The sequence below is a fragment of the Acetobacter senegalensis genome (genome assembly GCF_001499615.1).
GTDB classification, from domain to species: Bacteria; Pseudomonadota; Alphaproteobacteria; order Acetobacterales; family Acetobacteraceae; genus Acetobacter; species Acetobacter senegalensis.
This window is the reverse complement of record NZ_LN606600.1, coordinates 318,957-344,638: the sequence shown is the minus strand read 5'-3', so window position 1 is coordinate 344,638 and position 25,682 is coordinate 318,957. Positions and strand designations below refer to the sequence as shown.

At 58.6% G+C, this 25,682-nt stretch carries 20 protein-coding genes; 11 read left to right on the top strand and 9 right to left on the bottom strand.

Translation table 11 applies throughout. The features are described from left to right. Positions 1 to 6: 6 nt before the first annotated feature. From dprA to gltX, 5 genes are read right to left on the bottom strand one after another with little or no spacing between them, the layout of a single operon-like run. The gene (dprA, locus tag ASN_RS01465) at positions 7 to 1,224 is read right to left on the bottom strand and encodes a DNA-processing protein DprA (protein WP_058987000.1); all 1,218 of its coding nucleotides are present in this window, start codon (positions 1,222 to 1,224) and stop codon (positions 7 to 9) included. 10 nt (positions 1,225 to 1,234) lie between these two features. Next, positions 1,235 to 1,876: a glycerol-3-phosphate 1-O-acyltransferase PlsY gene (gene plsY / locus ASN_RS01460; RefSeq protein WP_081473560.1), complete on the bottom strand. Its 642-nt coding sequence runs from the start codon at positions 1,874 to 1,876 to the stop codon at positions 1,235 to 1,237. After that, a complete protein-coding gene (locus tag ASN_RS01455) occupies positions 1,876 to 3,168 on the bottom strand; it encodes a dihydroorotase (protein ID WP_058986999.1) in 1,293 nt (430 codons plus the stop codon). The genes plsY and ASN_RS01455 overlap by 1 nt, the downstream gene beginning before the upstream one ends. After that, positions 3,165 to 4,106: an aspartate carbamoyltransferase catalytic subunit gene (locus tag ASN_RS01450; protein WP_006558571.1), complete on the bottom strand. Its 942-nt coding sequence runs from the start codon at positions 4,104 to 4,106 to the stop codon at positions 3,165 to 3,167. Before ASN_RS01450 ends, ASN_RS01455 begins: the two co-directional genes overlap by 4 nt. After that, positions 4,099 to 5,505 (bottom strand): glutamate--tRNA ligase, encoded by a 1,407-nt coding sequence (gene gltX, locus ASN_RS01445; protein ID WP_058986998.1) that lies wholly within the window; start codon positions 5,503 to 5,505, stop codon positions 4,099 to 4,101. The genes ASN_RS01450 and gltX overlap by 8 nt, the downstream gene beginning before the upstream one ends. Between gltX and ASN_RS19380 the strand changes: the two genes are divergently transcribed. Next, positions 5,504 to 5,662, top strand: coding sequence for a hypothetical protein (locus ASN_RS19380; protein ID WP_157765074.1), 159 nt, complete (start codon positions 5,504 to 5,506; stop codon positions 5,660 to 5,662). The two genes, gltX and ASN_RS19380, sit on opposite strands and share 2 nt — an antisense overlap. Then, on the top strand, positions 5,659 to 7,881 hold the full coding sequence (locus tag ASN_RS01440; RefSeq protein ID WP_082666534.1) for a ComEC/Rec2 family competence protein: 2,223 nt from the start codon (positions 5,659 to 5,661) through the stop codon (positions 7,879 to 7,881). Before ASN_RS19380 ends, ASN_RS01440 begins: the two co-directional genes overlap by 4 nt. Positions 7,882 to 7,977: 96 nt before the next feature. Here the strand turns inward: ASN_RS01440 and ASN_RS01435 are convergent, their stop codons facing one another. Continuing rightward, positions 7,978 to 8,316 (bottom strand): carboxymuconolactone decarboxylase family protein, encoded by a 339-nt coding sequence (locus ASN_RS01435; RefSeq protein ID WP_058989046.1) that lies wholly within the window; start codon positions 8,314 to 8,316, stop codon positions 7,978 to 7,980. A 131-nt stretch (positions 8,317 to 8,447) separates the two neighbouring features. On the opposite strand from ASN_RS01435, the gene zapE reads away from it, so the two are divergent. From zapE to dld, 6 genes are all read left to right on the top strand, one after another. Beyond that, the gene (gene zapE / locus ASN_RS01430; protein WP_006558576.1) at positions 8,448 to 9,641 is read left to right on the top strand and encodes a cell division protein ZapE; all 1,194 of its coding nucleotides are present in this window, start codon (positions 8,448 to 8,450) and stop codon (positions 9,639 to 9,641) included. 284 nt (positions 9,642 to 9,925) lie between these two features. Then, a complete protein-coding gene (locus tag ASN_RS01425; protein ID WP_058989045.1) occupies positions 9,926 to 12,802 on the top strand; it encodes a 2-oxoglutarate dehydrogenase E1 component in 2,877 nt (958 codons plus the stop codon). A 115-nt stretch (positions 12,803 to 12,917) separates the two neighbouring features. After that, the gene (gene odhB / locus ASN_RS01420; RefSeq protein ID WP_006558578.1) at positions 12,918 to 14,159 is read left to right on the top strand and encodes a 2-oxoglutarate dehydrogenase complex dihydrolipoyllysine-residue succinyltransferase; all 1,242 of its coding nucleotides are present in this window, start codon (positions 12,918 to 12,920) and stop codon (positions 14,157 to 14,159) included. Positions 14,160 to 14,237: 78 nt separating this feature from the next. Beyond that, positions 14,238 to 15,989: a dihydrolipoyl dehydrogenase gene (lpdA, locus tag ASN_RS01415; RefSeq protein ID WP_006558579.1), complete on the top strand. Its 1,752-nt coding sequence runs from the start codon at positions 14,238 to 14,240 to the stop codon at positions 15,987 to 15,989. Positions 15,990 to 16,053: 64 nt separating this feature from the next. After that, entirely contained in the window at positions 16,054 to 17,061 is a 1,008-nt protein-coding gene (locus ASN_RS01410) for a L,D-transpeptidase (protein ID WP_058986997.1), read from the top strand. Between the two features lie 226 nt (positions 17,062 to 17,287). Then, positions 17,288 to 19,006, top strand: coding sequence for a D-lactate dehydrogenase (dld, locus tag ASN_RS01405; protein ID WP_058986996.1), 1,719 nt, complete (start codon positions 17,288 to 17,290; stop codon positions 19,004 to 19,006). 247 nt (positions 19,007 to 19,253) lie between these two features. Here the strand turns inward: dld and ASN_RS01400 are convergent, their stop codons facing one another. Further along, positions 19,254 to 19,661, bottom strand: coding sequence for a DUF3597 domain-containing protein (locus ASN_RS01400; protein WP_006558582.1), 408 nt, complete (start codon positions 19,659 to 19,661; stop codon positions 19,254 to 19,256). A gap of 463 nt (positions 19,662 to 20,124) precedes the next feature. Further along, positions 20,125 to 21,414 carry an adenosylhomocysteinase gene (gene ahcY / locus ASN_RS01395; protein ID WP_058986995.1) on the bottom strand — a complete coding sequence of 430 codons (1,290 nt, stop codon included), beginning with the start codon at positions 21,412 to 21,414 and terminating at the stop codon, positions 20,125 to 20,127. 175 nt (positions 21,415 to 21,589) lie between these two features. Here ahcY and ASN_RS01390 point away from each other — a divergent pair, with 175 nt between their 5' ends. The 3 genes from ASN_RS01390 to ASN_RS01380 all read left to right on the top strand — a co-directional run bounded on the left by ASN_RS01390 (position 21,590) and on the right by ASN_RS01380 (position 24,815). Continuing rightward, complete coding sequence (locus tag ASN_RS01390; protein WP_058989044.1) at positions 21,590 to 22,291, top strand: lysophospholipid acyltransferase family protein; 702 nt, start codon at positions 21,590 to 21,592, stop codon at positions 22,289 to 22,291. 451 nt (positions 22,292 to 22,742) lie between these two features. After that, on the top strand, positions 22,743 to 23,423 hold the full coding sequence (locus ASN_RS01385) for a class I SAM-dependent methyltransferase (protein WP_167541275.1): 681 nt from the start codon (positions 22,743 to 22,745) through the stop codon (positions 23,421 to 23,423). 204 nt (positions 23,424 to 23,627) lie between these two features. After that, positions 23,628 to 24,815, top strand: a complete 1,188-nt coding sequence (locus ASN_RS01380) for a DUF2125 domain-containing protein (protein WP_058986993.1) — start codon at positions 23,628 to 23,630, stop codon at positions 24,813 to 24,815. Positions 24,816 to 24,944: 129 nt separating this feature from the next. Here the strand turns inward: ASN_RS01380 and gloB are convergent, their stop codons facing one another. After that, a complete protein-coding gene (gene gloB, locus ASN_RS01375) occupies positions 24,945 to 25,670 on the bottom strand; it encodes a hydroxyacylglutathione hydrolase (RefSeq protein ID WP_058986992.1) in 726 nt (241 codons plus the stop codon). Between the last annotated feature and the right edge of the window lie 12 nt (positions 25,671 to 25,682).

Below are 25,682 nucleotides of genomic sequence, written 5' to 3'. Positions count from 1 at the left end.
ACTTGATCAGCCGTCTTTTCCATGCGGTGCTGCCAGAACAATCCGCCCACCGGGGAGGGAGTCTACGCAGCCGGAAAGCTCAAGTTCCGTGAGCACGGTCAAGACAGTGGAAGCTGAGAACTGGCAGTGCCTAACAAGATCGTCAACCGGTATGGGTGTAAAGGAGAGAAGATCAAGCACTTTTTCCCGCACATTTTCGGGGCTGACTGGTGCCCCGCCGGAGCGTTCTGCCGGTGCGGGAAGAGGCAGGGAAAATGCGCTTTGAACGGCGGATTTGTTCTGGTTTTGTGCAGTTGACGCCTTTTTTACACTCCCTTCCTGCACCGGGCCGGTTTGCGTGGGGAAGAGGGGAGGGTTTTTTTCAGGGCATGCAGGAATGGCGGGCAGATTGGGCAGGATATCCGCTACGCTTTCGGTCAGAATGGCACCCTGGCGCAGCAGATTGTTGCTGCCTCGGCAGCGCGAATCAAGCGGCGAGCCGGGCACGGCAAACAGTTCGCGGCCATAATCCACAACCAGCCGTGCAGTAATCAGGGTGCCGGAATGGGGCGCAGCCTCCACCACAACACAGCCTAGCCCCAGCCCTGCAATCAGGCGGTTGCGGCGTGGAAAATGGCGGGCCGTGGGCGTGGTGCCTAAGGGCGCTTCTGTAACCAGCACACCTTTTTCTGCAATCTCAGCATGAAGGGCGGCATTTTCACGGGGGTAGGGGCAGTCCAGCCCACCCGCAATGGCGGCAATGGTCAGACCGTGCCGGTGTAACGCCCCCATATGGGCCGCACGATCTATGCCGCGCGCTAATCCGGAAATAACCACCAGCCCAGCTTCAGCCAGTTCCGTGGCCAGACTTTCCGCGAGTCTGACGCCGTGGGCCGAGGCATTCCGTGCGCCCACCAGCCCCACCCCCGGTTTGCTCAGGCAGGAGGCATCTCCCAACACACTGATAACAGGCGGTGCGTCCGGGCAGGCGCGCAGCAAGGGAGGGTAGGTGGCATCGAGCAGAGTCAGAAACTGGCCCCCTATTTTCAGGGTGGCGTCTATTTCCGCCTCAATGTGCGCGGGTGATGGAGGGATAAGTTGAGTGCGCCCATTGCGGGCGGGCAGATGGGGTAGGGCGTCCAGCGCTGCTTCCGGGGTTTGGTAGCGTTCCACCAGCCGCCGCCATGTGCGCGGCCCTACCGAATCGGTCCGGGCCAGGCGCAGGCAGGCGGCCAGAGAGGTCATACGCGCGCCGTCATTTCTGTTTTGGCGCAACCCGTGGTTCGGTGCCGTTCAGAATACGGCCAATGTTGGCGTGATGCCGCGCCAGCACCAGAATGCTGATCAGCAACGTGGCCATGGGCTTGGGGGATGCCTGAAAGCTGAACCCATAAAGCGCCCAGTTTACCACCGGCATGACAATAAAGGCGGCAATGGCTCCGGCAGAGGAAATGCGGGTAAGCCGTGCAACGCCCAGCCACGCAGCGCAACCCGCCAGCCCCGTGAGCGGCGAAAGGGCGAGCATGGCGCCCAGCCCGGTTGCGACGCCCTTGCCCCCCTTGAACCCAAGGAAAATGGGATAGCAATGGCCCACAACCACCGCCAATGCGGTGACGGAGGTAATGCGGTCTGCAAAGTCTGGCGGGGTCATGATCCATGCGATCAGAACCGCCAGAAGCCCCTTGGCGGCATCCAACCCCAGCGTGGCGGCGGCAAGGTCCTTGCGGCCTGTGCGCAGCACGTTGGTGGCCCCAATATTGCCAGACCCGATTTTGCGCAGATCCCCCGCACCGGCCAGATTGGTTAGGATCAGCCCAAAGGGAACGCTTCCCAGCACGTACCCCAGAAAAGCCATGGCGGCCATAAGCCACAGCGCGTAGGACGGCAGGGTTTCCATCATGCGCTGGTAGCCTCATACACGCGGCGCCCGGCTTTCCATGTGCCTAGAACACGGCCTTCCAGTGGGCGGCCATCGAACGGTGTGTTCTGGGCCCGGCCGGGCAATTTACCCGCTTCCACCAGCCAGCTTTGTTCCGGTGCAAACAGGCACAGATCAGCTGCGGCCCCTTTGGCGAGGGTGCCAGCCGAGGTGCCAAGCAGAGCGGCAGGCTTGTGGGTCAGAAGGGCAATGGCTTGCGGCAGGGTGAGCGTGCCGTCATGAACGCGGGCCAGCGTCACACCGAGCAGGGTTACCATGCCGGTGCCACCTGTTGCGGCCTGCGCAAAAGGCAACCGTTTATCGTCGGCGTCGCGCGGCAGATGGTCGGACGCTATGGCGTCAATGGTGCCATCGGCCAACGCAGCACAGATTGCCAGACGGTCTTCTTCCGCCCGCAGAGGGGGCGAGAACTTGGCGTAGGTGCGGAAGTCACCAATCGCGTTTTCGTTCAGGTCAAAATAAGGAGGGGCGGTGTCACACGTCACATTCAGGCCGCGTGCCTTGGCCTGACGGATCAGGTTTACGCCTTCCCCGGTCGAGACATGACCAAAATGCAACCGTCCGCCCGTCAGTTCCGCCAGACGGATATCACGGGCAATCATGATGGCTTCCGCCACCGGGGGGATACCGGGCAGACCAAGGCGGGTGGCCAGTTCTCCCGCCGTGGCGCAGCCGGAACCGGCCAGAGAAGGCTCTTCCGGGTGCTGCACCACCATGGCTCCGAACCCGCCAGCATAAGACAGCGCCAACCGCATCAGTTTGGCGGGGTCTATGGCACGCGCGCCATCAGTAAAGGCTACGGCTCCGGCCTCATGCAGCAGGCCGATTTCCGCCAGTTCCTGCCCCTTGCAGCCTTTGGTCAGCGCGCCGTAGGGCAGAATGGTAATGGCGCCGGTTTCCTCCCCACGGGTGCGGAGCAGACGCACCAGTGCGGGGTTATCAATGGCGGGTTCGCAGGTTGGCAGAATGGCAATGGTGGTGATGCCGCCAGCCGAGGCCGCACGGGCGGCAGAGGCGATGGTTTCACGGTATTCATGGCCGGGCTCACCAATTTCAACGCGCATGTCCACAAGGCCGGGGCACAGAACCGCGCCCTGACCATTGATAACCTGCGCGTCTTCGGGCGCGCCTTCGGCTCCGGCTTTGTCCGTGGCGTCAACAACGCCATTGCGGACCAGCAGGCGGCCGGGTTCATCCAGCCCGGAGGAAGGGTCCAGAAGGCGGACGTTTTCAAAAAGAAGGGTGCTCATGCGGAGTGCCTGCTGCGGGTCAGCCGATCAAGCACGGCCATACGCACGGCCACGCCCATTTCAACCTGTTCCTGAATCACGCTCTGGTCTGAATCAGCTACCTGACTGTCAATTTCCACACCCCGGTTCATGGGGCCGGGGTGCATGACCAGTGCCTTGGGTTTGGCCAGCGCCAGCCGCCGGTTATCCAGCCCGTAGAAACGGAAATATTCACGCGCGCTGGGAATAAGGCCGGAAGACATGCGTTCGCGTTGCAGGCGTAGCATCATCACCACATCCACATCGCGCAGGCCTTCTTCCATGGTGTGGAAAATATCCACACCCAGATGGCGGATGGCCCCCGGTACCAAAGTAGGCGGGCCGACCACGCGCACACGGCTGCCCATGGTGGTAAGCAGATGGATATTGGAGCGTGCCACGCGGGAATGGGCGACATCGCCGCAAATGGCTACTGTCAGCCCAGCCAGATGGCCGCAATGACGGCGGATGGTCAGGGCATCCAGCAATGCCTGCGTAGGGTGCTCGTGCGTGCCATCACCCGCGTTTACCACACACGCTTCCACCTTCTGCGCCAGGAGGGCCGGTGCGCCCGACTGCGCATGCCGTACCACCAGCAGATCCGCCTGCATGGCGTTGAGGGTGGCTGCGGTATCCAGCAGTGTTTCGCCCTTGTTTACGGAAGACTGCGCCACGGACATGTTGATCACATCCGCGCCCAGCCGCTTGCCCGCAAGCTCGAAGGAGGTACGGGTGCGGGTGCTGTCTTCAAAAAACAGGTTGATCAGCGTGCGGCCCCGCAGCACATCGCGCGGGACCTTGCGGGAGCGGTTCAGCAGGGCATAGCTTTCGGCCAGATCAAGCAACGGCTCGATCTGATTGGGCGTCATGCCTTCCAGTCCGAGCAGATGCTGTGTGTGACGGCCGGAAAAGCTAGCCATTGAGCACGGCTCCGATACGGGCCAGCGTTTCATCCTTGCCGAGGGCAAAGAGGGTCGCGTCGATCCCCGGTGAGGTGTTGGACCCGGTTACGGCAGCGCGGAGCGGCTGCGCAACCTGCCCCAGCTTATGGCCTTCACGCTCGGCAAAGCGGCGCAGGGCTGCGTCAATCTCTTCCGGGGTGAAGTCCGGCACGGCGGCCAGTTCACGCGCCAGACCATCCAGAATGGTGCGGGCTTCCGGTGTCAGCAGTTTTTCCGCCTTGGCGTTGAAGGGCAGCGGCACATGGCGGCCAAGGAAGGCGGCACTGTCCGCCAGTTCAACCAGAGTGCGGGCGCGTTCCTTCAGGCCGGGCATCAGGGCCAGCACACGGGCGCGGGTGGTCTCGTCCGTTGCAACGCCGTCTACGGCTTTAAGGCGGTCCATCACATCATTGGTCAGGCGGTCATCATCGGCCTGACGCAGCCATACGGCGTTGATGTGCAGCAGCTTGGCGTAATCCATGCGGGAGGGGGAGCGACCGACGCCGTCCAGATCAAACAGCTTGATCTGTTCCTCACGGGAGAGGATTTCCGCATCGCCATGGCCCCAGCCCAGACGCAGCAGGTAGTTGCACAGGGCTTCCGGCAGATAGCCTTCATCGCGGAATTCCACCACGGATTGCGCGCCGTGCCGCTTGGACAGCTTGGCGCCATCCGGCCCATGAATAAGCGGCAGATGGGCAAAGCGGGGCAGATCCCAGCCCATGGCGCGGTAGATCATGGCCTGACGGAAGGTATTGGTCAGATGGTCATCGCCACGAATCACGTGCGTGATGTCCATGTCATGATCATCCACCACCACGGCATGCTGGTAAGTGGGGGTGCCGTCGGAGCGCAGGATGATCATGTCATCCAGTTCCGCATTGGCAACGCGCACTTCGCCCTGCACCAGATCTTCAATCACGGTTTCCCCTTCACGCGGGGCCTTGATGCGCACGGCGTAGGGGGCTCCGGCTGGAGCTTCTGAGGGATCACGGTCACGCCACATGCCATTATAGCGTGGGGGTTTGCCATTTTTCATGGCGTCCTCACGCATCTGCTTCAGCTCTTCAGGCGTGCAGTAGCATTTGTAGGCGAGGCCTTTTTCCAGTAGCTCCAGCGCCACTTCCGTATGGCGGGGCTGGCGGGTGGACTGGAAAACGGGTTCTTCATCCGCCGTAATGCCCATCCAGGCCAGCCCGTCAAAAATAACGTCTACTGCCTGTTGGGTGGAACGCTCACGGTCGGTATCCTCGATACGCAGGAGGAACTCGCCGCCGTGATGACGGGCAAAGAGAAAATTGAACAGGGCCGCGCGGGCGTTGCCGATATGCAGCAGGCCTGTCGGACTCGGGGCAAAACGTGTGCGGATTTTCGTCATGAGGCGCTTCCTTATCACGCACGGGCGCGGGGAGCCATATGGTCTTGAGCGTTCCGGTGCTTCAGCCTGTGCACGTGGCCTGCCTGGAGGGTGCATGGCTGTTCCTGATGCTGGCTTCATGCCGCACAGGATGCTGATGCCGGATGCTCCGTCTTGAGGGAGGGCTCCCTGCGCGAAACAATCGTGTTCCTCAAAAGTGATCTCCTTACCGCCGTGACGGCCCTTTTGCTGGCGGAGCAGAGGCGGTTGGTGCTGTGGGGGCCTGTTGGCATGGCGCTGGGCGTAGCGGGGTATTTCGGGTTGCGGCAGGAGCCTTCCGTATGGGGCGGGGTCGCTTTGCCCATGCTCTGCATCGGGGCGGCTTTGTTGGGGCTGTGGCGTGGCTGGCAGAGCGTGTGGGGGCGCATAGTGGCTGGTGGCTGCCTCGCGGTTGCTGTGGGGTTTCTGGCGGCGTGGCTTTCAACGTATCGGCATCCGCCCATGCCGGAGCTGCCGCGGCGGGCTGTGGAGATAACGGGCACGGTGCAGAGTATGGCCGCAGTAGCAGGGCGGGATGGTGCTGTGCCCGCCCGCATGGTTGTGCTGGCGAACGCCCGGTTGGAGACCCCGCTGGATGCGGACATGCTGCCCCTGAAGCGCACCCTGCGCGTGAAATTGAAGCCCGACGATATGGGGGATCTGGCCCCCGGTGATGAAGTGTGGGTGCGGGTCATGCTGATGCCGCCGCCGTTTCTAGCATTCCCCGGCGGGAGAGACCTTCAGCGGGAGGCATGGTTTGCCAACAGCGCCGGGTATGGCCGGGCTTTGAATCCGGTTGAGCGTCTCAGTGTATCCTCTCGTCAAAGAGGCTGGATTGTCACGGTTCTCGAACCTTTGCGGGAAACGCTGGATGCCCGTATTCGTGCGGTGCTGCCGGGAGCCGTGGGAGCGGTGGCCTCCACCGTGCTGACGGGAGAAAGCACCAGTGTGCCGCGCGCGGTGCGGGAGGATTTTGCAGCGTCTGGCCTGGCGCATCTTCTCGCGGTGGCCGGGCTGCATCTGGGCTTGGTGATGGGCTTGCTGATGGGGCTTTTCCGGCTTGGGTTCGCCCTGTGGGAATGGGCTGCCCTGCGTTGGCCCTGCAAGGCACTGTCCGCTTTGCTGGCGTTGGTGGGCGGGGCCGGATACGCCATGCTGACCGGGCTGCATCTGCCCGTCATCCGCAGTTTGATCATGGCGTCAATCGCTGTGCTGGGCATAGCAGTGGGCAGGCGCGTTGTGTCTATGCGGGGGCTGGCTTTGGCCGCCACGCTTCTACTGCTGATCATGCCGGAGGAACTGTTGGGCGTGGCGTTCCAGATGTCCTTCGCCGCTGTTATGGCGCTTGTTGCCGGTTATGAGGCTCTGGGGCCATGGTTTGCCGGGTATCGGGCGCGGGCAACGGGTATGGCGCACTGGCTGGTATGCCATCTCATCGCGCTGGCGCTCACCAGCCTGCTGGCCGGGCTGGCGACGTTGCCCATCGTTATGGCGCATTTTGGCCAGATCCAGCCCTTTTTTGTGCTCGCCAATTTGCTGGCCGTGCCCCTGATGGCGGTGTGGATCATGCCGCTCGGGCTGTTGGCCCTGCTGCTGATGCCGCTTCATTTGGAAGCGATGGCACTGATGCCCATGGGCTGGGGAATAGAGCTGGTGCTTTCCATGGCGCATGGGGTTGCCCGATTGCCTGCTGCACGGGTGAGTGTGCCGCACATGCCCACATGGGGGCTTGGGGCGGTGTTGCTGGGGCTCTGCTGGCTGTGTTTATGGCGGCAGCGCTGGCGATTGTGGGGCGTGGTGCCTGTAGCGCTAGGCATACTGTCCCCATTATTGCTGGTTCAGCCGGATATTCTGATCAGCCCGGACGGTGGGCTGATGGCGGTGCGGGATGGCGGCCATCTGCTGGTTGCTGGCCGTTCGCGGGATTCCGCGGCTGTGCGGGCTGCATGGACGCAGGCTTTTGCGCGTGAGCCTGAACCGTTTCCTGTAAAGGGGCAGACGCCTGACGGTGTGCTCAGTTGTGGGGAAGATGGAGATCCGGATATCTGTTTTGTCAGCAAAAACGGGCGAATGGCGTTGCTGCGGGTCGTGGATAAAACCGATGGCATGGCGCGTCTGCCTGACGCTCTGTGCGCTGACATGGATGTCGTGATCAGCAGCGCGCCCCTGCGCGACTCCTGCCCCAATGCGCGCAGGCTGGATCGTTTCTTCGCATGGCGGGAAGGAGCGCAGGCTGTATATCTGGAAAAGCAGGGCGTGCGCGTCGTGACAGATCGCGCCGTGCGCGGCGCGCGCCCTTGGGTGATGAAACCCGGAGGGCACGGCATGCCCAACCTGCCCCTTGCGCCTTCTGAATAAGGCGAGGAGGGGCGCAAGGAGGTGGGCGGAATGGCCTGCTTTTTCTGAAAACCAGAAGGCTTTCTGAAAGCAGGCAGCGGCTTAGTCTTTCGTGGCTTAGTCTTTCACAGTGTCAAACGCATCCAGCGCACGGCTGGAATAGACAAGGGCCGCTCCGGCGTTCAGGGCCACGGCTACGCCCAGCGCCTCGGCAATTTCTTCCTTGCTGGCACCGGCTTTTTTGGCCGCAACCGTATGGACGGCAATGCAGCCGTCACACCGGGTTGTTACAGCCACGGCAAGTGAGATCAGTTCCCGCGTCTTGTCGTCCAGATGTTTGTGTTCTGGTGCAACCGTTTCCAGCTTCTGCAAGCCTTCCAGCGTGTTGGGAGAAAGCTTTGCCAGCACTTTTACGCTCTGGCCCAGATGGGCGCGATAGGCATTCCAGTCGGTCACAATGATGCACTCCTGCTTTTGTGAAAATAACAGGCTAGACTGCATCAGAACGGGCAGAGTCTGTCACGACACGGTTAGGAGAGCCTTACGCTCTTGCGGAGCAGTCCGCCCCCCAGCTATCGGCGTAAGGTATGAACGATATGAGCATGAATAAGGCCTCGGCTTTGTCAGGGCAGGGGCCTCTGGCGGTTTATCAGCAGCGTATCGCTGCGGGTGAACTGAAGAGCGATCCGGATCAGGCCCGCGTTATCAAGCGGCTGGACCAGTTGTGGCATGAGCTGAGCACCATGCAGCCTCCGCCGCCCCCGCCCAAGGGGCTGCTGGCCGGGCTTGCGCGCCGTATCAAGCCGCCGCCACCGCCCCAGCGCCCACGCGGGCTGTATATTGTGGGCCGGGTTGGCCGAGGCAAAACCATGGTGATGGACCTGTTCTACAGTTGCGCGCCGGTCAAACTGAAGGAACGCATCCATTTTCTGCGTTTCATGCAGGATGTGCACCAGAAGCTGCACGACCTTAAAGCCGCTAACCCGGGTATGACGGACCCCATCCCGCCGCTGGCCAAGGCGCTTGCCGCCCGTGCTCATCTTTTGTGCTTTGACGAATTTCAGGTGAATGACATTGCTGACGCCATGATTCTGGGGCGTCTGTTCGAGGCTCTGTTTGCCGATGGTGTGGTGATTGTTGCCACGTCCAACACGGAACCGGGTGAGTTGTTTCAGAACCGCCCGGGTGCTGATGCGTTCAAGCCCTTTATCGCCATCATCAAGCGTGAGCTGGACACCGTGGAGCTTGATTCGCCACGGGATTACCGGCGTGGTCGCCAGCAGGACCGCGAGACATGGATCGTGCCTGCCGATGCACAGGCAAAAGCCCGACTGGGCGAGATTTTTGCCCGCTATGCGGAGGGCGAGCAGCCCAAACCTGTCACGCTGGAGTTCAGTGGCCGCACGTTTGAGGTCGATCAGGCGGCAGGCCCGGTGGCGCGCTTTGATTTCAACTCTTTGTGTGGAAAACCACGCGGCCCGAATGACTATCTGGCCCTGGCGAAACAGTTCACGGTACTGGTCATAGATGACATTCCCAAAATGGGACAGGACGAAGCCAACCTTGCCCGCCGCTTCATAACGTTGATTGACGCCTTGTACGACAACGGAAATCTGCTTTTTGCCTCGGCTGCCGCTACCCCGGACCAGTTGTTCACAACGGGGGAAGGAGCGGATGCCTTTGCCCGTACGGCATCACGTCTTGCTGAGATGAGTAGTGAAAGCTGGCTGGAGCAGGGTGCCAAGGCAGCACAGGCGGCGCATCGGCTCTCTAGAGCGTGACAGCCGGCTCTCTTGTTCCTGCCGCAGGCGCGGTCTAGCAAAATCACAGTGCGGCTGGCGGAGAGAGACCTCCAGCCGAAGAAAAACGAATGTGAGGGCAGGAATGGGAAACGAACCGATACCCACAGGTAGCGCGCCATCTTCCTTTCTGCCCGGACAGGGGAAGGCAGGGCATCCTGCACACAGGTGTGGGATGAAAAAAACAATGTTCCGCGTTTTGTTCGGGAATGACACAACAACTGGCTGCCAGCACAGGGTTGGCCGGCAGCAGGGAGGAGTCTGACATGGCGGCTTCAGATGTGCTTGTCACAGCGCTGAATGGCGCAAATATCGCTTATCTGGCAGATCTGTATGCCCGGTGGGCAAAAGACCACAAAAGCGTTGATCCATCCTTTGATACGCTTTTTGGTTCTCTGGAAGATGAAGAAGCCGCCGTTCTGAAGGACGCCGTTGGCGCATCATGGGCACCACGGCCTTCCATCATCACGGGTGAGGAAAAGCCTGCTCCGGCAAAAGGCGCCAAAGGTGCTGCCGCTGGTGGGCTGGCCGCTGAAGACAGTCTGGCCATTGCCCGTCTGGTGCGTGCGTTCCGTGAATATGGTCACCTTGAAGCCAAGCTGGACCCGTTGGGGCTGAAAGAGCCGACAGCACGGGAAGAGCTGGACCCGGAAACATACGGATTTGCTGAAAAAGATCTGGGCCGCGACGTTTATATCGGTTCTCTGCTTTCTCCGCTGCTGGACGGTCCTTCCGCCAAGGTGAGCGACGTTGTGGACGCCCTGCGGGGGGTCTATTGCCACAGCATTGGTGCGGAATACATGTATGCCCGCAACCATGAACAGCGCGAATGGCTGCGTAAGCGGCTTGAAGGCGATAACTGGCAATCCAGCGTGACGGTGGATGAGCAGAAAGCCATTCTGAAAAACCTGACGGAAGCAGAAGGGTTTGAAACCTTCTGCCAGAAGCGGTACGTGGGCGCCAAGCGTTTCGGGCTGGAAGGTGGAGAAATCTCCATTCCGTCCCTGCATGCCATTATTGATCAGGCCGCCGCGCAGGGTGTCTCCTCGGTCACCATCGGGATGGCACATCGTGGGCGTCTGAACACGTTGGTGAACGTGGTGCGTAAACCCTACGTTGCCATTTTCAATGAATTTGCCGGTGGGTCTTTCAAGCCGGACGATGTTGCTGGCTCTGGTGACGTGAAATACCATCTTGGCTCTTCCACTGATGTGGAAGTGGGTGGTCATTCCGTTCATATCGCCCTGCAGCCTAATCCGTCTCATCTTGAAGCGGTTGATCCTGTGGTATGCGGCAAGGTGCGCGCCATTCAGGATGATGCCGGAGATACGGAAAACCGGTCTGGCCATATGGGGATCATCATTCACGGTGATGCTGCCTTTGCCGGGCAGGGCGTGGTGTATGAAACCCTCTCCATGTCCCAGCTTAAGGGATACCGCACAGGCGGCACCATCCATATGGTGGTCAACAATCAGGTTGGGTTCACCACCAACCCTGAAAATGGACATTCCGGCATTTATGGCACGGATGTTGCTAAATCCATTGAAGCCCCGGTGCTGCATGTGAACGGTGACGATGCCGAGGCGGTGATTTACGTCTCCCGTCTGGCGCAGGATTACCGGCAGGCTTTTGCCAGTGACATCATTCTGGATATCGTCTGCTATCGCCGCCACGGGCATAACGAAACGGATGAACCTGCCTTCACCCAGCCGGTGATGTACAAGGCCATTGCGGCACACGAAACCCCGCACACCCTGTATTCCAAAAAGCTGGTGGCTGCTGGGGTAGTTTCTCAGGATGAAGTGCAGGCCCAGTGGGATGCCTTCTTCAACAAGCTGGATGAAGACTACAAAGCCGCGCAGTCCTACAAGGTGAACAAGGCGGACTGGCTTGAAGGTGGCTGGTCCGGTCTGATTGCGCCCACCACGGGCAAGGTTGAAGCCGCTTATCCGGAAACCGGCATGGCGCTTGATAAGCTGCGTAAAATTGGCGCTGCTATCTCCAAGGTTCCGGATGATTTTGATCTGAACTCCAAGATCGCCCGTCAGCTCAAGGCCAAGGCCAAGATGTTTGACACGGGTGAAGGGTTTGACTGGGCAACTGGTGAAGCAATGGGCTTTGGCTCGCTGCTGCTGGAAAACCATCGTGTTCGTCTTTCTGGGGAAGACTGCCAGCGCGGCACGTTCAGCCAGCGTCACGCAACCCTGATTGATCAGACCAACCAGTCTCAATACACGCCGCTGAATCATATTCAGGATGATCAGGCGAAAATTGAAATCTGGAACTCCTTCCTTTCAGAATATGGTGTTCTGGGCTTTGAGTATGGGTATTCCCTGCGCAACCCCAAAACGCTGGTGCTGTGGGAAGCCCAGTTTGGTGATTTTGCCAACTGCGCACAGGTGATTATCGATCAGTTCATTGCCTCGGGTGAAACCAAGTGGCTGCGGATGTCCGGTCTGGTCATGCTGCTGCCGCATGGATACGAAGGGCAGGGGCCGGAACATTCTTCCGCCCGTCTGGAACGGTATTTGCAGCTTTGTGCAGAAGACAACATGTTTGTCTGCAATATCACCACGCCTGCCAATTACTTCCATGCCCTGCGCCGCCAGTTGAAGCTGGATTACCGCAAGCCGTTGATCCTGATGGAGCCGAAATCTCTGCTGCGTCACAAACTTGCTGTGTCTGAACTGTCCGATTTCGGCCCCGGCACGCGCTTCCAGCCGGTTCTGGGTGAGATTGATGCGCTGGGCCCGGATGCAGATATTGATCGCGTGGTGATCTGCTCGGGCAAGGTCTATTATGATCTGCTGGCCGAACGCCGTGAAAAAGAACTGAAAAACGTTGCCATTATCCGGCTTGAACAGCTCTATCCGTTCCCGGAAAGCGCGCTGGCTGAAGAGCTGAAACGCTACCCGAAAGCCCAGATCATCTGGTGCCAGGAAGAAACGGAAAATGGTGGGGCCTGGCATTTTGCAGACCGTCGGATTGAAAAGGCACTGGTTGCGGCAAAACATCAGGCTGGCCGCCCGCAATATGTGGGCCGTGCCGCAGCAGCCAGCCCGGCAACGGGGCTTGCGCGCATTTATGCCGCAGAGCAGGCTGATCTGGTTGAAAGGGCCCTGGGTTTGAAGAAAACGGACTGAAACACACCGTCTGGGAAGGCCGCCCGCCCCGGTGAGGGCGGGCATGAACAAGCCAGTAAGGGTGGGAACAGAAAAGACCCTGCTGGTGTCTGTTTGAAGGAAATGGGGATAGAGGATGTCAGTCGAAATCAAGGTGCCGACACTTGGTGAGAGCGTAACAACTGCAACAATCGCCAAATGGCTGAAAAAAGCTGGCGATACCGTTGCGGCGGATGAACCGATTGTTGAGCTTGAAACCGACAAGGTGAGTGTTGAGGTGTCTGCACCACAGGCCGGGGTTCTTGGCGCGGAAGTGGCCAAGGAAGGGGATGAAGTGGAAGTGGGCGCCCTGCTGACCACGCTTGAACCCGGCGCAGGTGCACCGAAGGCAGCCGCCAAGAGCGCACCGGCTGAAAAACCTGCTGAAAAGAAGGCTGCTCCTGCTGCCTCTGCTCCGGCAGCCGCTCCGGCTCCTGCAAAGGCCGCTCCGGAAGTTGATGCCGCTGCGGCACTTCCTGCTGCCCGCAAGCTGATGGCGGAAAACAGCCTGAGCGCTGAGCAGGTTGGCTCTGGCACGGGTCTGAATGGCCGTATTACCAAGGGTGACGTTCTGGGCTTCCTGTCCCAGCCGCCGGTTGCGCAGCAGAAAGCTGCCCCCAAGCCGCCGCGTAATGATGACCCGCGTGAAGAACGTGTGAAAATGACACGTCTGCGCCGCACCATTGCCCGCCGCCTGAAAGATGCACAGAACACGGCTGCTATCCTGACAACCTTCAACGAGGTTGATCTTTCCAACGCCATGCAGATGCGCGCTGAATATCAGGATGCTTTTGTAAAGAAGCATGGGGTGAAGCTGGGCTATATGTCCATTTTCTCCCGCGCTGTGATTGCCGCCCTGAAAGAGTTCCCGGCTATTAACGCCGAAATTGACGGTGATGATGTTATTTACCGTGATTTTGTGAACCTGGGCATTGCCGTGGGTGGCCCGAACGGGCTGGTGGTTCCGGTTATCCGCGATGCGGACAAGCTGAGCTACGCCCAGATTGAAAAAACCATTGCAGGCTTTGGCAAGGCTGCACGGGAAGGCACGCTGAAGATTGATGATCTGGCAGGCGGCACCTTCTCCATCACCAATGGCGGTATTTACGGCTCCCTGCTGTCCACCCCCATTCTGAATGCACCGCAGTCCGGTATTCTGGGCATGCACTCCATTCAGGAACGTCCGGTGGCAGTAAACGGGCAGGTCGTTATCCGCCCCATGATGTATATTGCTCTGTCTTATGACCATCGGATTGTGGATGGTAAGGAAGCGGTCAGCTTCCTGGTGCGTATCAAGCAGAATGTGGAAGATCCGCGTCGTCTTCTGATTGACGCCTGATTACGCGGAACGGGCCGGGTATGATGTCCGGCCTGTTCTTTTTTCATCTGACCCTGAACGCTAAGCGAGACGAAATTCATGCCGATTGAGATCAAGGTTCCTTCCCTGGGAGAAAGTGTCACAACCGCCACGGTGGGGAAATGGCTGAAGCAGCCTGGTGATGCGGTCAAGGCGGATGAGCCGATTGTTGAGCTTGAAACAGATAAAGTCAGCGTTGAAGTGCCCGCTCCGGCAGACGGACGGCTGGAAAGCCATGCCGTAGCCGAAGGGGATGAAGTGGATGTTGGCGCGGTTCTGGCGACGCTGGAAAAAGGCGCTGCTGGCAACACGGCTTCTGCAAAACCGGCGGCTGCCAAATCTGCCGCGAAAAGCGATGCCAAACCGGCGGAAGCCCCCAAACAGGCTCCCAAGGCTGCCGCACCCGCTGCTGATGCGCCCACGCAAACCGATTACGATGTGATTGTGATTGGTGCTGGCCCCGGCGGGTATGTCGGCGCCATTCGCGCCGCACAGCTTGGCTTCAAGGTGGCCTGTGTTGAAAAACGCGCCACACTGGGCGGCACCTGCCTGAACGTAGGGTGTATTCCCTCCAAGGCGCTGTTGCAGTCTTCTGAAAACTTCCATGCCGCAGGCCATGATTTTGCTGCCCATGGGGTGGTGATTGACAGCGTGAAGCTGGATCTGGCCAAGATGCAGGCCCGCAAGGCAGATATTGTTGGCGCCAACGTGAAAGGGGTTGAATACCTCTTCAAGAAAAACGGCATCACATGGCTGAAGGGCCACGGCAAGGTTGAAGGCACCGGCCGCATTACGGTGGACGGCAAGCCTGTTACGGCCAAGCACATCATCGTTGCTTCGGGCAGTGATAGTGCAAACCTGCCGGGTATTGAAATTGATGAGAAGGTGATTGTCACCTCCACCGGCGCGCTGGAACTGTCATCCGTGCCCAAGCGGCTGGTGGTGATTGGTGGCGGGGTGATCGGCCTTGAACTGGGCAGCGTCTGGAGCCGTCTGGGTGCTGACGTGACAGTCGTTGAATTCCTTGATCGGCTGGTGCCGGGCACGGATAATGAAGTGGCCACCCAGTTCCAGAAACTGCTTGTAAAGCAGGGCTTCAAAATGAAGCTGGGCCATAAGGTCACCAAGGCTGAAAAAACCAAAAGCGGTGTTGTGCTGACGGTTGAACCCTCTGCCGGTGGTCAGGCTGAAACGCTGGAAGCCGATGTGGTTCTGGTTGCTGTGGGCCGCACGGCCGCCAGCAAGAACATGGGTCTGGAAGAAGCCGGTATTGAACTGGATAAACGGGGCCGTATTGTTGTTGATGCCCATTACGCCACCAATGTTCCGGGCATTTACGCCATTGGCGATGTGATTGCTGGCCCTATGCTGGCGCATAAGGCCGAGGAAGAAGGCGTGGCTTTGGCCGAACTGCTGGCCGGGCAGGCTGGGCATGTGAATTATGATGCCATCCCTGGCGTGATCTACACATGGCCGGAAGTAGCTTCCGTCGGCTTTACGGAAGAGCAGTTGAAGGAAAAGGGTACCGAATACAAAATCGGTAAATTCCCCTTCATGGCAAATGGTCGTGCCCGCGCACTGGGCATGACGGACGGCTTTGTGAAGGTTCTGGCCTGCAAGAAGACCGATCGTGTGTTGGGCGTGCACATTATTGGCCCGTGTGCTGGTGAACTGATTGCTGAAGCCACCATGGCCATTGAATTTGGTGCTTCTGCTGAAGACATCGGCCGTGTCTGCCACGCGCACCCGACACTGAGCGAAGCAGTGAAGGAAGCTGCTCTGGGGGCCGATGGTCGGTCTCTGAATATTTGACGATTTCCTTCTTTCTGGAAGGAATGCCATAATCTTCTGGCATGAATGACAGGAGAGACGTGGCATGCAAGGCGTAAACTGTCCGACACTGTTTTTGCTGGCGGGCAGTTTGCTCCTTGCTCCGGCTACCGGGTGGGCTACTGCACAGCAGGACGTACCCGTAGCAAGCCCAACACCTGATAAGGAAAAGGGCCAGCCAGCTCAGGCGGATCAGGAAGGTGCTCCCTCACCAGCACTGCCTCCGCCGGTAGAAGCGCCTTTGCCGATTGATCTTCCTCCCCTTCCTGTTCTGAGCGAAGACGAAGCACGGGAAGAAGCAACACGCCTGAATCATGATTTCCGACATGAAGTGCCTGTGGCTTTGAAAGTGCCAACGGTGCGTAAGGAAGCATGGATTGCGCTGGCCCAGAAACAACTGGAGCTTGCCTCTTATCCGCTTGATCGCCCGCAGGTGCTGGTCATTGTGGACCGTAATCCTGCCGTGCAGCGCTTGTGCCTGATGCTGGCGCTTCCTCACAGTTCAGACTGGCAGGTGATCGGCAGCACCAAAGTCTCTACCGGCACTACAGGCCGAAAATTCTATTACATCACCCCAACTGGTGTGTTCGTGAACACAGCGGATATTCTGGGCTACCGCGCACTGGGTACCAAAAACGCCAACGGCATTATGGGCAACGGCATCAAAGGCATGCGGGTGTGGGATTTTGGCTGGCAGTGGGCCGAAAAAGGCTGGCTTCCATCGCGTGAAAAAGGGCAGATCCGTCTGGAGATGCACGCGACCGACCCTGTGTATCTGGAAAGCAGGTTAGGGCATGTGGCGTCTGAAGGGTGTATTCGTATCCCGGCATCCCTGAACGTGTTCATTGATAAACATGGCCTGATTGACGCGGAATATGAGCGTATGGCGACGGTTGATATTCGTTTCCGTGCCTTGTTGCGCAAGGATCGGGTGGCCTCGCCGCTGGCAGGGGCTGCTGTGGTGGTGGTGGATACATCCGATATGCCGGAAGTGATGAACGTGAATACTGCGGATGCAAAAGCCGTAACGCATCGTCCGGGTGTAAAAGGGTGATGATATGTGGCGCACAAAGCCGCTTTTGGGCCATGATGATGGGCTTAAGCACTGTTCAGTCAAAACTTTTGTAGCAGTGGTGCATTAAGCGTGGGGTATGCCCGGTGCCGCCATCATGGGATGAGGGAATGCCTAGCAGGCATCCCGAGATGAAGATGGTGCCGTATCAAAAAAACGTTATAACAAAAACCAAGTGGCATCAGCAGAACGTGGAGATCCCCTGAACATGACAACCACACAGCTTCCGAGTGACCAGGCGTTGCTGGCCAGCCTGAAAACCATTGTCGGCCATCACCATGTCTTGACGGGTGAAGCCGAAACATACCGTTTCCGGCATGGCTTTCGTTTTGGGGCAGGGAACGTTCTGGCGGTTGTGCAACCGGGAACGCTGGTTGAATTGTGGAAGGTGGCGCAGGCTTGCGTGGCTTCCGGCAAGATTATCATCATGCAGGCCGCCAACACCGGGCTGACGGGTGGTTCCACGCCGGATGGTAATGATTATGACCGCGAGATTGTGCTTATCAGCACCCTGCGATTGACGGGGATTCATCTGATTGGTGAGGGCAAGCAGGTTGTCTGCCTGCCGGGTGCCACATTGTATGAACTCGAAAACAAACTGACGCCGATCGGGCGGGAGCCGCACTCGGTTATCGGGTCGTCCTGTATTGGGGCGTCTGTGCTTGGTGGGGTGAGCAACAATTCCGGTGGGGCGCTTGTTCAACGCGGGCCTGCCTATACGGAAATGGCTGTGTTCGGTCAGGTTGGGGATGATGGGGTGCTTCGCCTTGTCAACCATCTGGGCATCCAGTTGGGGAATGACCCGGAAACCATTCTGACCAAGTTGCAGAACGGCACGTTCAGCGAAGCGGATATCGACTGGAATGCAGGCCGTGGGCACGATGGCAATTACGTCACCCATGTGCGGGAAGTGGATGCGGATACGCCCGCCCGTTACAATGCTGATCCGGGCCGGTGGTATGAAGCCGCAGGCTGCGCAGGCAAACTGGTGGTGTTTGCTGTGCGGCTGGATACTTTTCCGGCCAACAAGAATTCTTCCGTTTTCTATATCGGCACGAACAGCACGGACGAACTGGAAGACTTGCGCCGCCATGTGCTGACAGCATTTGATGAACTGCCGATTGCGGGGGAATACATCCATCGCGATGCGTTCAATATTGCGGAACAGTATGGCAAGGACACGTTCTTTGTCATTCGCAAATTTGGCACCAGTTTTCTGCCGAAGATGTTCGCCATGAAATCCCGGTTTGATATCTTCACCAAACAGTTCGGGTTTCTACCTGAAAACCTGAGTGATCGGATCATGCAGGCGCTGAGTGTGCTGATCCCTAGCCAGTTGCCTGACCGGATGCTGGATTACCGGGATCGGTTTGAACATCATCTGATGCTCAAGGTGACGGAATCCCTCACACCCAAGATGCGTGCTTACCTGACCGAGTATTTTGCAAAAGTAACGGGCGAGTTCTTTGAATGTACGCCAGATGAAGGCACGCGTGCGTTCCTGCATCGCTTTGCGGCGGCTGGGGCGGCGGTGCGGTATCGCGCCGTGCATCATAGGGATGCGGAAGACATTGTGGCGCTGGATGTGGCACTGCGGCGGAATGACCGTGAATGGTTCGAGACCCTGCCTGCCGAAATTGAAGATAAGCTGATCGTCAAACTCTATTACGGTCACTTCCTCTGCCATGTGATGCATCAGGATTACGTGGTGAAGAAGGGGTACAACGCGGTAGCCGTTGAGCACAGCATGCTGCCGGGGCTGGATCAGCGTGGCGCCCGTTACCCTGCCGAGCATAACGTAGGGCATCTGTACAAGGCACCAGATGACATGGTGGCGCATTATCGCAGTCTGGACCCCTGCAACTGCTTTAACCCCGGTATTGGTCAGGCCACCAAGAAGAAAAACTGGGTGGCGGAAAGCGTCTGATCTGCCCGGAAGAACTCTGTGGGGTAGAGCCTGCTTACCAGCCGGAGAGGCTGGCTGGTGAGGAGGAGAGGAGTGGTCTGACGGGGGAAGCCTTCAGCTAGAAGCGCCAGACAAAGCTGGCCAGATAAGGCCGAAACGTCAGACAGAAAAAAAGCGTGCGGGACGAACCCGGCACGCTTTTTTCATATCAGGGCCACGTCAGACTTCCCGCCATGACAACGGGAGAGCCAGTGTGGTCTGGGCTGGATTACAGGCCAGCAGGAACCTTGCCGCCGTTTTCAACCAGCTTCTGGCGCACTTCCTTGATCAGCCACACATTCATGGTGGCGGAATCATTGGTGTCACCCGTGTAGCCCAGTTCACCAGCCAGCTTCTTGCGAGAGTCCAGAGAGCTGTCCAGCCCGAGGAGCTTCAGCAGATCAACAATAGACTCTTTCCAGTTGAGGTTCTGGCCATTTTTGGCAGCCATGTCGCTCAGAACGGCGTCAATGTTGACAGGTGCGCCAGCCGGCGGGGTGGCGCTGGCAGCAGCTTCAGCCGGTGCGCCAGCAGGGGTGGCGGCGGAGGCTGCGGCAGTGGCGCCGGTGGTGCTGTCAGGGGTGGCAGCCTTGGCGTGGTGGAAAATGGAGGAAAGAATGGAGCCGAAAATGCTCATGCTAATGTTTCCTTCTGCAATAGTGGACAGGCTGTGCTGTGAGAAACAGCCGCTTGAAACCCTGTCCAGACACGCATGCAAGCATACAACAGGGGTAAAGGTTGCATAGAGTGCTTGAGGAAAAGCAAAAATTAACTTTAGTTAATCAAATTCATTTCAAAAAGAGAAAGAGACCGCCGTGTTTCTGACGTCTTTTCATGCTGAAATCTATGAAATTACCATGACATTATTTAAAGCCAGTATCAAAGAGAACTCGCTGGCGCGCGAGATCCACGATGTTTTCTGGTGAGGTCAAAGCCACTTTGAGTTTTTGAAAAAGAAAGAGGCTGCGGACGAAAGGTGTTTCCATAAGAAACAAACCGTTTCGACAGGGCGGGCCCGCAGGCGTGGTCTGGCAGGCGGCGGCCCAGACCGAAAAGGGGAGGGCAGCCCTTGCTGGAAAGCAAAGGCCGCCGAACCGTTTTTAGTAGCGATATTCTTCGTGCTTGAACGGGCCGGTTACCGGCACGCCAATGTAGTCTGCCTGGGTCTGGGACAGTTTGGTCAGCTGCGCGCCAACCTTTGCCAGATGCAGGGCAGCCACTTTTTCGTCCAGCTTCTTCGGCAGGGTGTAAACCTTCGCTTCATATTTGCCTGCCGGAGCCGTCCAGAGTTCGATCTGGGCCAGCGTCTGGTTGGTGAAGGAAGCGGACATCACGAAGGAGGGGTGGCCCGTGGCGTTGCCAAGGTTCACCAGACGCCCTTCGGAAAGAACAATCAGGCGCTTGCCGTCAGGGAACACAACTTCGTCCACCTGCGGCTTCACGTTGTCCCACTTGAAGTTGCGCAGGGCTTCGATCTGAATTTCAGAATCGAAGTGGCCAATGTTGCACACAATGGCGCGGTTTTTCATGGCGCGCATGTGGTCAACGGTAATCACGTCCACGTTGCCGGTTGCGGTCACAAAGATATCGCCACGGGGGGCGGCATCTTCCATGGTCACAACTTCATAGCCTTCCATGGCGGCCTGAAGGGCGCAGATCGGGTCAGCTTCCGTCACCAGCACGCGGCAGCCTGCGTTGCGCAGGGAAGCAGCAGAGCCTTTGCCTACGTCACCATAACCGGCAACCACGGCAACCTTGCCTGCCATCATCACGTCCGTGCCACGGCGGATGGCGTCAACAAGGCTTTCACGGCAGCCGTACAGGTTATCAAACTTGGATTTGGTAACGCTGTCATTCACGTTGATGGCCGGAACCTTCAGCGTGCCTTTTTTCTGCATTTCCCACAGGCGATGCACACCTGTTGTGGTTTCTTCAGACAGGCCTTTCACGTTGGCCAGCAGATCGGGATACTTGTCGTGCATCAGCACGGTCAGATCACCGCCATCATCCAGAATCATGTTGGGGGTCCAGCCGTCCGGTCCCTTCACGGTCTGTTCAATGCACCACCAGAATTCTTCCTCGTTCAGCCCTTTCCAGGCAAAGACGGGAATACCGGCAGCAGCAATGGCAGCCGCAGCGTGATCCTGCGTGGAGAAAATGTTGCAGGAAGACCAGCGCACGGTTGCACCCAGCGCCACCAGCGTTTCAATCAGCACGGCGGTCTGAATGGTCATGTGCAGACAGCCAGCAATGCGTGCGCCCTTCAGCGGCTGGCTTTTGCCGTATTCTTCACGCAGAGCCATCAGGCCCGGCATTTCGCCTTCTGCAATGGAGATTTCCTTACGGCCCCAGTCTGCCAGAGAGAGGTCTTTTACCTTGTAGTCGCTCATGTCTGTCCTGTTCGTCCAAGAGAATATGGTGGCTTTCTATACAGGCTGGCTCCTGCTCAGGCCAGATATAACCAACATGTTGGTGGTTAAAGCTGTGCTGCGGCTTGCAAGATTGGCGCTTTTCTGGTCTCCACAGGGCAGTCTGAAGCTGAAAATGTGGTGGTCTGGCGCGGTTATGGCGGTGTTTCGTTCTATCCTGTTCAATGTCCTGGCGTTTCTGCTCACGCTGGTTATGGGGGTGGGGGCGTTTCCGGTGCGCTGGTTTGCCCACGGGCTGGCGCTACCCTTCGCCAAGCTGTGGTCCCGGCTGGTGCTGAGCCTGTTCCAGACCATCTGCGGCGTAGAGGTGCGGATTACAGGGCAGGAGCATCTGGCAACCAATGGTCCCCTGCTGATTGCGTCCCAGCATCAGTCCGCTTTTGATACGCTGATCTGGATGCTGCTGGTGCCAGCGCCCTCCTATGTGATGAAAGGGGAATTGCGCCGGATTCCGCTGCTTGGCCCCATGTTGATCCTGACGGGCATGATGCCGATAGAACGGGCAGATGGCGCACGGGCGCTGCGTATTCTGCTGCGGGAGACTGATACCGCGGTGCAGAAAGGCAAGCAGATCATCATTTTCCCCGAAGGCACACGCACGGCCCCCGGTGAGCACGTCCCCCTCAAACCCGGCATTGCGGCCATGGCGACTCATACTCGGCTGCCTGTTGTGCCGGTTGCCACCAATTCCGGCCGGTTCTGGGGCCGCAACGCGTTTTTTAAGCGTTCCGGGGTGCTGCATGTCGCGATTGGCGCGCCCATAGGGCCGGCTAGCCGCAAGGTGCTGCTGCCTCAGATTGAAAAAGAGTGGCGGGCCTTGGAAAAAGAGTTTTCCTGACCTCTCGAAATCGTGAGGAGGAGAGGGATAACTGCGTCCGTCCTGTGGATAAAGTTGTGGATGTGGTGGCCGAATTCTTGCGTTCTTCTTGGCTGATCTTCCGTTTTTCTGTGAGCATTAAACAAAACTGTCATGAAGAAGTGCGTGTAACACTTTCCGCACGATAGAGATTTTTATGGAAATTCACGGTAAAATAACAAGGTTTCGCAATTTTTAATTGTGAAGAAATTATGACGTGAAGCGCGCTATTCAAAGCGCAGGCAGGAGTCTCACGCGCTTTGAAAACGCTGCAGCCTTGTGGATAAAATGAAAATACCGCTGGAATGACCCTGAAAACAGCCAATTTCCCTGTTCTGTTCTCCCCACGTTTTTCTGCTATTTGGAACGGATATGACTTTTTGGTAAGAACGCGCTTGGAACACAGACGCAGATAGAGTTTTTTATGCCAGGCATGACACCCGCAGTCCCTCTTCCGGAATTTCTTCTGCGGAATGCGCGCATTGTTCCCAATCGGGATGATATTCTGCCGCTTCTGCCACGCAATGCCGTTGTTGCGGAGGTGGGCGTGATGACGGGCGATTTTTCAAAGAAAATTCTGGACGTTTGTCAGCCCTCAAAATTCTACGCCCTTGATCTGTTCACCATTCATGAACTGCCCATCGTCTGGGGGCAGCCCACCACGGATATGTTCGCCAACAAGACCCATCTGGATTTTTACCAGAAACGGTTTGCTGCGCAGATTGCAAAGGGGCAGATGGAGGTTCTGGCGGGAGACAGCGCCGCCATGCTGGAAAGCCTGCCCGATAACAGTCTGGACGTGGTGTATCTGGATGCTGATCACACCTATCCGGCTGTAGCGCGTGAGCTTGACGTGTGCAGCCGTAAACTTAAGCCGCATACGGGCCTGATTGTGCTGAATGATTACATCATGGCAGACGGAGGCGGCCCATACGGCGTTATTCAGGCTGCTCATGAATTCATGCTGAAATATGGCTGGGAAATGCTGGTCTTTGCCCTGCAGGAATACATGTATTGTGACATTGTTATTCGAAAATTGCCTGCCAGCAGACCACGCCGCCTGATGCAGCGCCTCGCCCTGCAATTGGGATATCGTAAGCTGGGTCGGTTCTAGCGGTTTTTCTCGGCACATCCGTTGCCGATGAGCAGGGCGGGCGGCCAGAGTGCGCCCGATCAGACATTCCAGCCGGTAGGGATGGCTCTGCGTCAGGTGCCGTCTATTCTTTCTGAACCACGGAACTAACTGAGCGGATCATACTCTTGCGTCCATACTCTGCTGGAAAGGCAGAAGGGCAGGGTCTGGAAGGCAGAGGGCAGCATGACGATGGTAAGCAGGCGTGTTCTTCAGGCGGGTGCGGCTGGTCTGGCCGGGCTCATGCTGTTGGAAACAGCCTTGTGGTGGGGGGGTGTTACCTATCTCAAACATCGGGTGGCGGCTCTTCACTCCAGAACGGGATGTTCTCTGGTGTCTCAACGCCAGCATGCGGCAGGATGGCCATTTTCCGCGCGCCTCAGGCTGGAGCCGGTGCGTATTCAGTGCGAACTGCCGTCTTCTGAAACCGTGGTGGGCACCATAGGCAGCGTGAGTGTGGAACTGGCTCCATGGCACCCGGCCTCGGTTCACGTTCGGCTGGAAGGGGGAGAGGTGTGGGGTGTGGTTACACCGCCCGAGGCGGCTTCGCCGTTAAATCCGGACGAGCGAAAAACACCTATACAGTCGGCAGTGCGCGTGGTGGCGCGGCGGGATGGGGCACCTTTGCGCCTGTCTTTCCCCTTGCGGTATCGGCAACGGGGGCGGCTGGATTTTCAGACCGACTTTACCCGCCTTGTGGGAGAGGCAGGGCACATGATGGAGCATCCTGTCACGGCGCGCGGCATAGCGGGATATGTTGTCTGGAACACGGAAGCCTCGCCGCAATCCAGCGCGCTGGCGGTCTCGCTTCAGGCGCGGCAGGCCGTGGTCGCCCCATGGCCGGACATGCTGAACGCTGTGGATATTGCGGTGGCTGTGCCCGGGCCTGCAAAAAATGTGGGGCTGTTCTGGCAGGCGCTGGCTGGTACCGTGGCGCGCCCACCGTCCTCTCTGGTGGCGGAGGTGCCCTCCAAGGTGGGAGGGCCACTTCCCTTTGAGCCCAATCTGCTTGTGCAGCATGTGGTGGTGCAGTGGCGTGGGCTCAAGGCGGTCTGGTCTGCCAAGCTGGTTCTGCCCGCAGAAGGCGGGGCAGCGGGAGAAAGCTGGCTGACCCTTACAAACTGGCGGCTGCTTGTGAATGACCTGACGGAGCACAGAATTCTCAGCCCGCAGCAGGCAGCGTTTCTCAACCGCGTTTCGGATCACGTCGAGCAGAAACAGGGAACGCCGGATGGTCCCCTCATGGTGCCGCTGCCGGTAAGGGAGGGGCAGGTGCAACTGGGGGGTATTTCCGTGGATATGCTGTTCGGCTTGGCCCACAAGGCCATGGAGGCTCAGGAACAGGAAAAGCCGCCCCACGCATCGCCTCCGTGACGAGCCGCTTCGGCCGAGGGTGGCGCTGCCAAACCCTGTGGTTTCAGGCGCAGCGTGATCAGCCCGTCTGGCGTTGGGGCAGTTTCAGAGACTTTTCATGAAACAGAAATCAGGCCTGCGTCGTTTGGGTTAGAACGAATCCTTTTCCCGGCGCAGGCGGGCGAAAGTGGCGGTATCCGGCGCGCGGAGGAATGGGTTTGTGGCGCGCTCCAGCCCCAGTGTGGACGGAATGGTGGGTTTCTCTGCGGCCCTCAGCCGTCCCACCTCTTCGGCGCGTTGCGCCAGAGCGGGGTTGTCCGGGTCTACATGCCGGGCGAAGGCCGCGTTGCTTTGGGTATATTCATGCCCGCAGCAGACCAGAGTGTTGTCGGGCAGGGAGTCAAACCGGTGCAGGCTATGGAACATCTGCTCAGGCGTCCCTTCAAACAGGCGTCCGCATCCCAGGCTGAACAAGGTATCCCCACAGAACAACGTTGGGGGATCAGGAAAATACAGGGCTATGTGCCCCTTGGTATGGCCCGGAACGGCAATAACCTGACCACGGGTGTCCCCTACGGCAATGCTGTCATCGTCATGGAGGGGGATATCCAGTGCGGGCATGCGATGCTGTTCACTGGCGGGCCCAGCTACCCGCGCATGGTAGCGGGCACGCAGGGCATCCGTGCCGCCCACGTGGTCCGTATGATGATGGGTGAGCAGGATAAGATCCAGCCGTCCGCCTTCGGCATCCAGCGCGGCTTCAACAGGTGCGGCCTCTCCAGGGTCCACCACGGCGGTGGTGCCGGTTGCGGTATCCCGCAGCAGCCAGGTGTAATTGTCAGACAGAACAGGAATGGCTCGGGTCAGGAGGGTCATGATGGTTTTCTT

Bases quoted from the DNA above. Each gene is read 5' to 3' on its own strand.
- dprA (WP_058987000.1), bottom strand. From the start codon at position 1,224: ATGACCTCTCTGGCCGCCTGCCTGCGCCTGGCCCGGACCGATTCGGTA.
- ASN_RS01400 (WP_006558582.1), bottom strand. From the start codon at position 19,661: ATGAGCATTTTCGGCTCCATTCTTTCCTCCATTTTCCACCACGCCAAG.
- gltX (WP_058986998.1), bottom strand. From the start codon at position 5,505: ATGACGAAAATCCGCACACGTTTTGCCCCGAGTCCGACAGGCCTGCTG.
- ASN_RS01410 (WP_058986997.1), top strand. From the start codon at position 16,054: ATGCAAGGCGTAAACTGTCCGACACTGTTTTTGCTGGCGGGCAGTTTG.
- ASN_RS01455 (WP_058986999.1), bottom strand. From the start codon at position 3,168: ATGAGCACCCTTCTTTTTGAAAACGTCCGCCTTCTGGACCCTTCCTCC.
- lpdA (WP_006558579.1), top strand. From the start codon at position 14,238: ATGCCGATTGAGATCAAGGTTCCTTCCCTGGGAGAAAGTGTCACAACC.
- ahcY (WP_058986995.1), bottom strand. From the start codon at position 21,414: ATGAGCGACTACAAGGTAAAAGACCTCTCTCTGGCAGACTGGGGCCGT.
- zapE (WP_006558576.1), top strand. From the start codon at position 8,448: ATGAACGATATGAGCATGAATAAGGCCTCGGCTTTGTCAGGGCAGGGG.
- ASN_RS01380 (WP_058986993.1), top strand. From the start codon at position 23,628: ATGACGATGGTAAGCAGGCGTGTTCTTCAGGCGGGTGCGGCTGGTCTG.
- ASN_RS01385 (WP_167541275.1), top strand. From the start codon at position 22,743: ATGACACCCGCAGTCCCTCTTCCGGAATTTCTTCTGCGGAATGCGCGC.
- ASN_RS01450 (WP_006558571.1), bottom strand. From the start codon at position 4,106: ATGGCTAGCTTTTCCGGCCGTCACACACAGCATCTGCTCGGACTGGAA.
- gloB (WP_058986992.1), bottom strand. From the start codon at position 25,670: ATGACCCTCCTGACCCGAGCCATTCCTGTTCTGTCTGACAATTACACC.
- odhB (WP_006558578.1), top strand. From the start codon at position 12,918: ATGTCAGTCGAAATCAAGGTGCCGACACTTGGTGAGAGCGTAACAACT.
- ASN_RS01390 (WP_058989044.1), top strand. From the start codon at position 21,590: ATGGCGGTGTTTCGTTCTATCCTGTTCAATGTCCTGGCGTTTCTGCTC.
- ASN_RS01425 (WP_058989045.1), top strand. From the start codon at position 9,926: ATGGCGGCTTCAGATGTGCTTGTCACAGCGCTGAATGGCGCAAATATC.
- ASN_RS19380 (WP_157765074.1), top strand. From the start codon at position 5,504: ATGAGGCGCTTCCTTATCACGCACGGGCGCGGGGAGCCATATGGTCTT.
- dld (WP_058986996.1), top strand. From the start codon at position 17,288: ATGACAACCACACAGCTTCCGAGTGACCAGGCGTTGCTGGCCAGCCTG.
- plsY (WP_081473560.1), bottom strand. From the start codon at position 1,876: ATGGAAACCCTGCCGTCCTACGCGCTGTGGCTTATGGCCGCCATGGCT.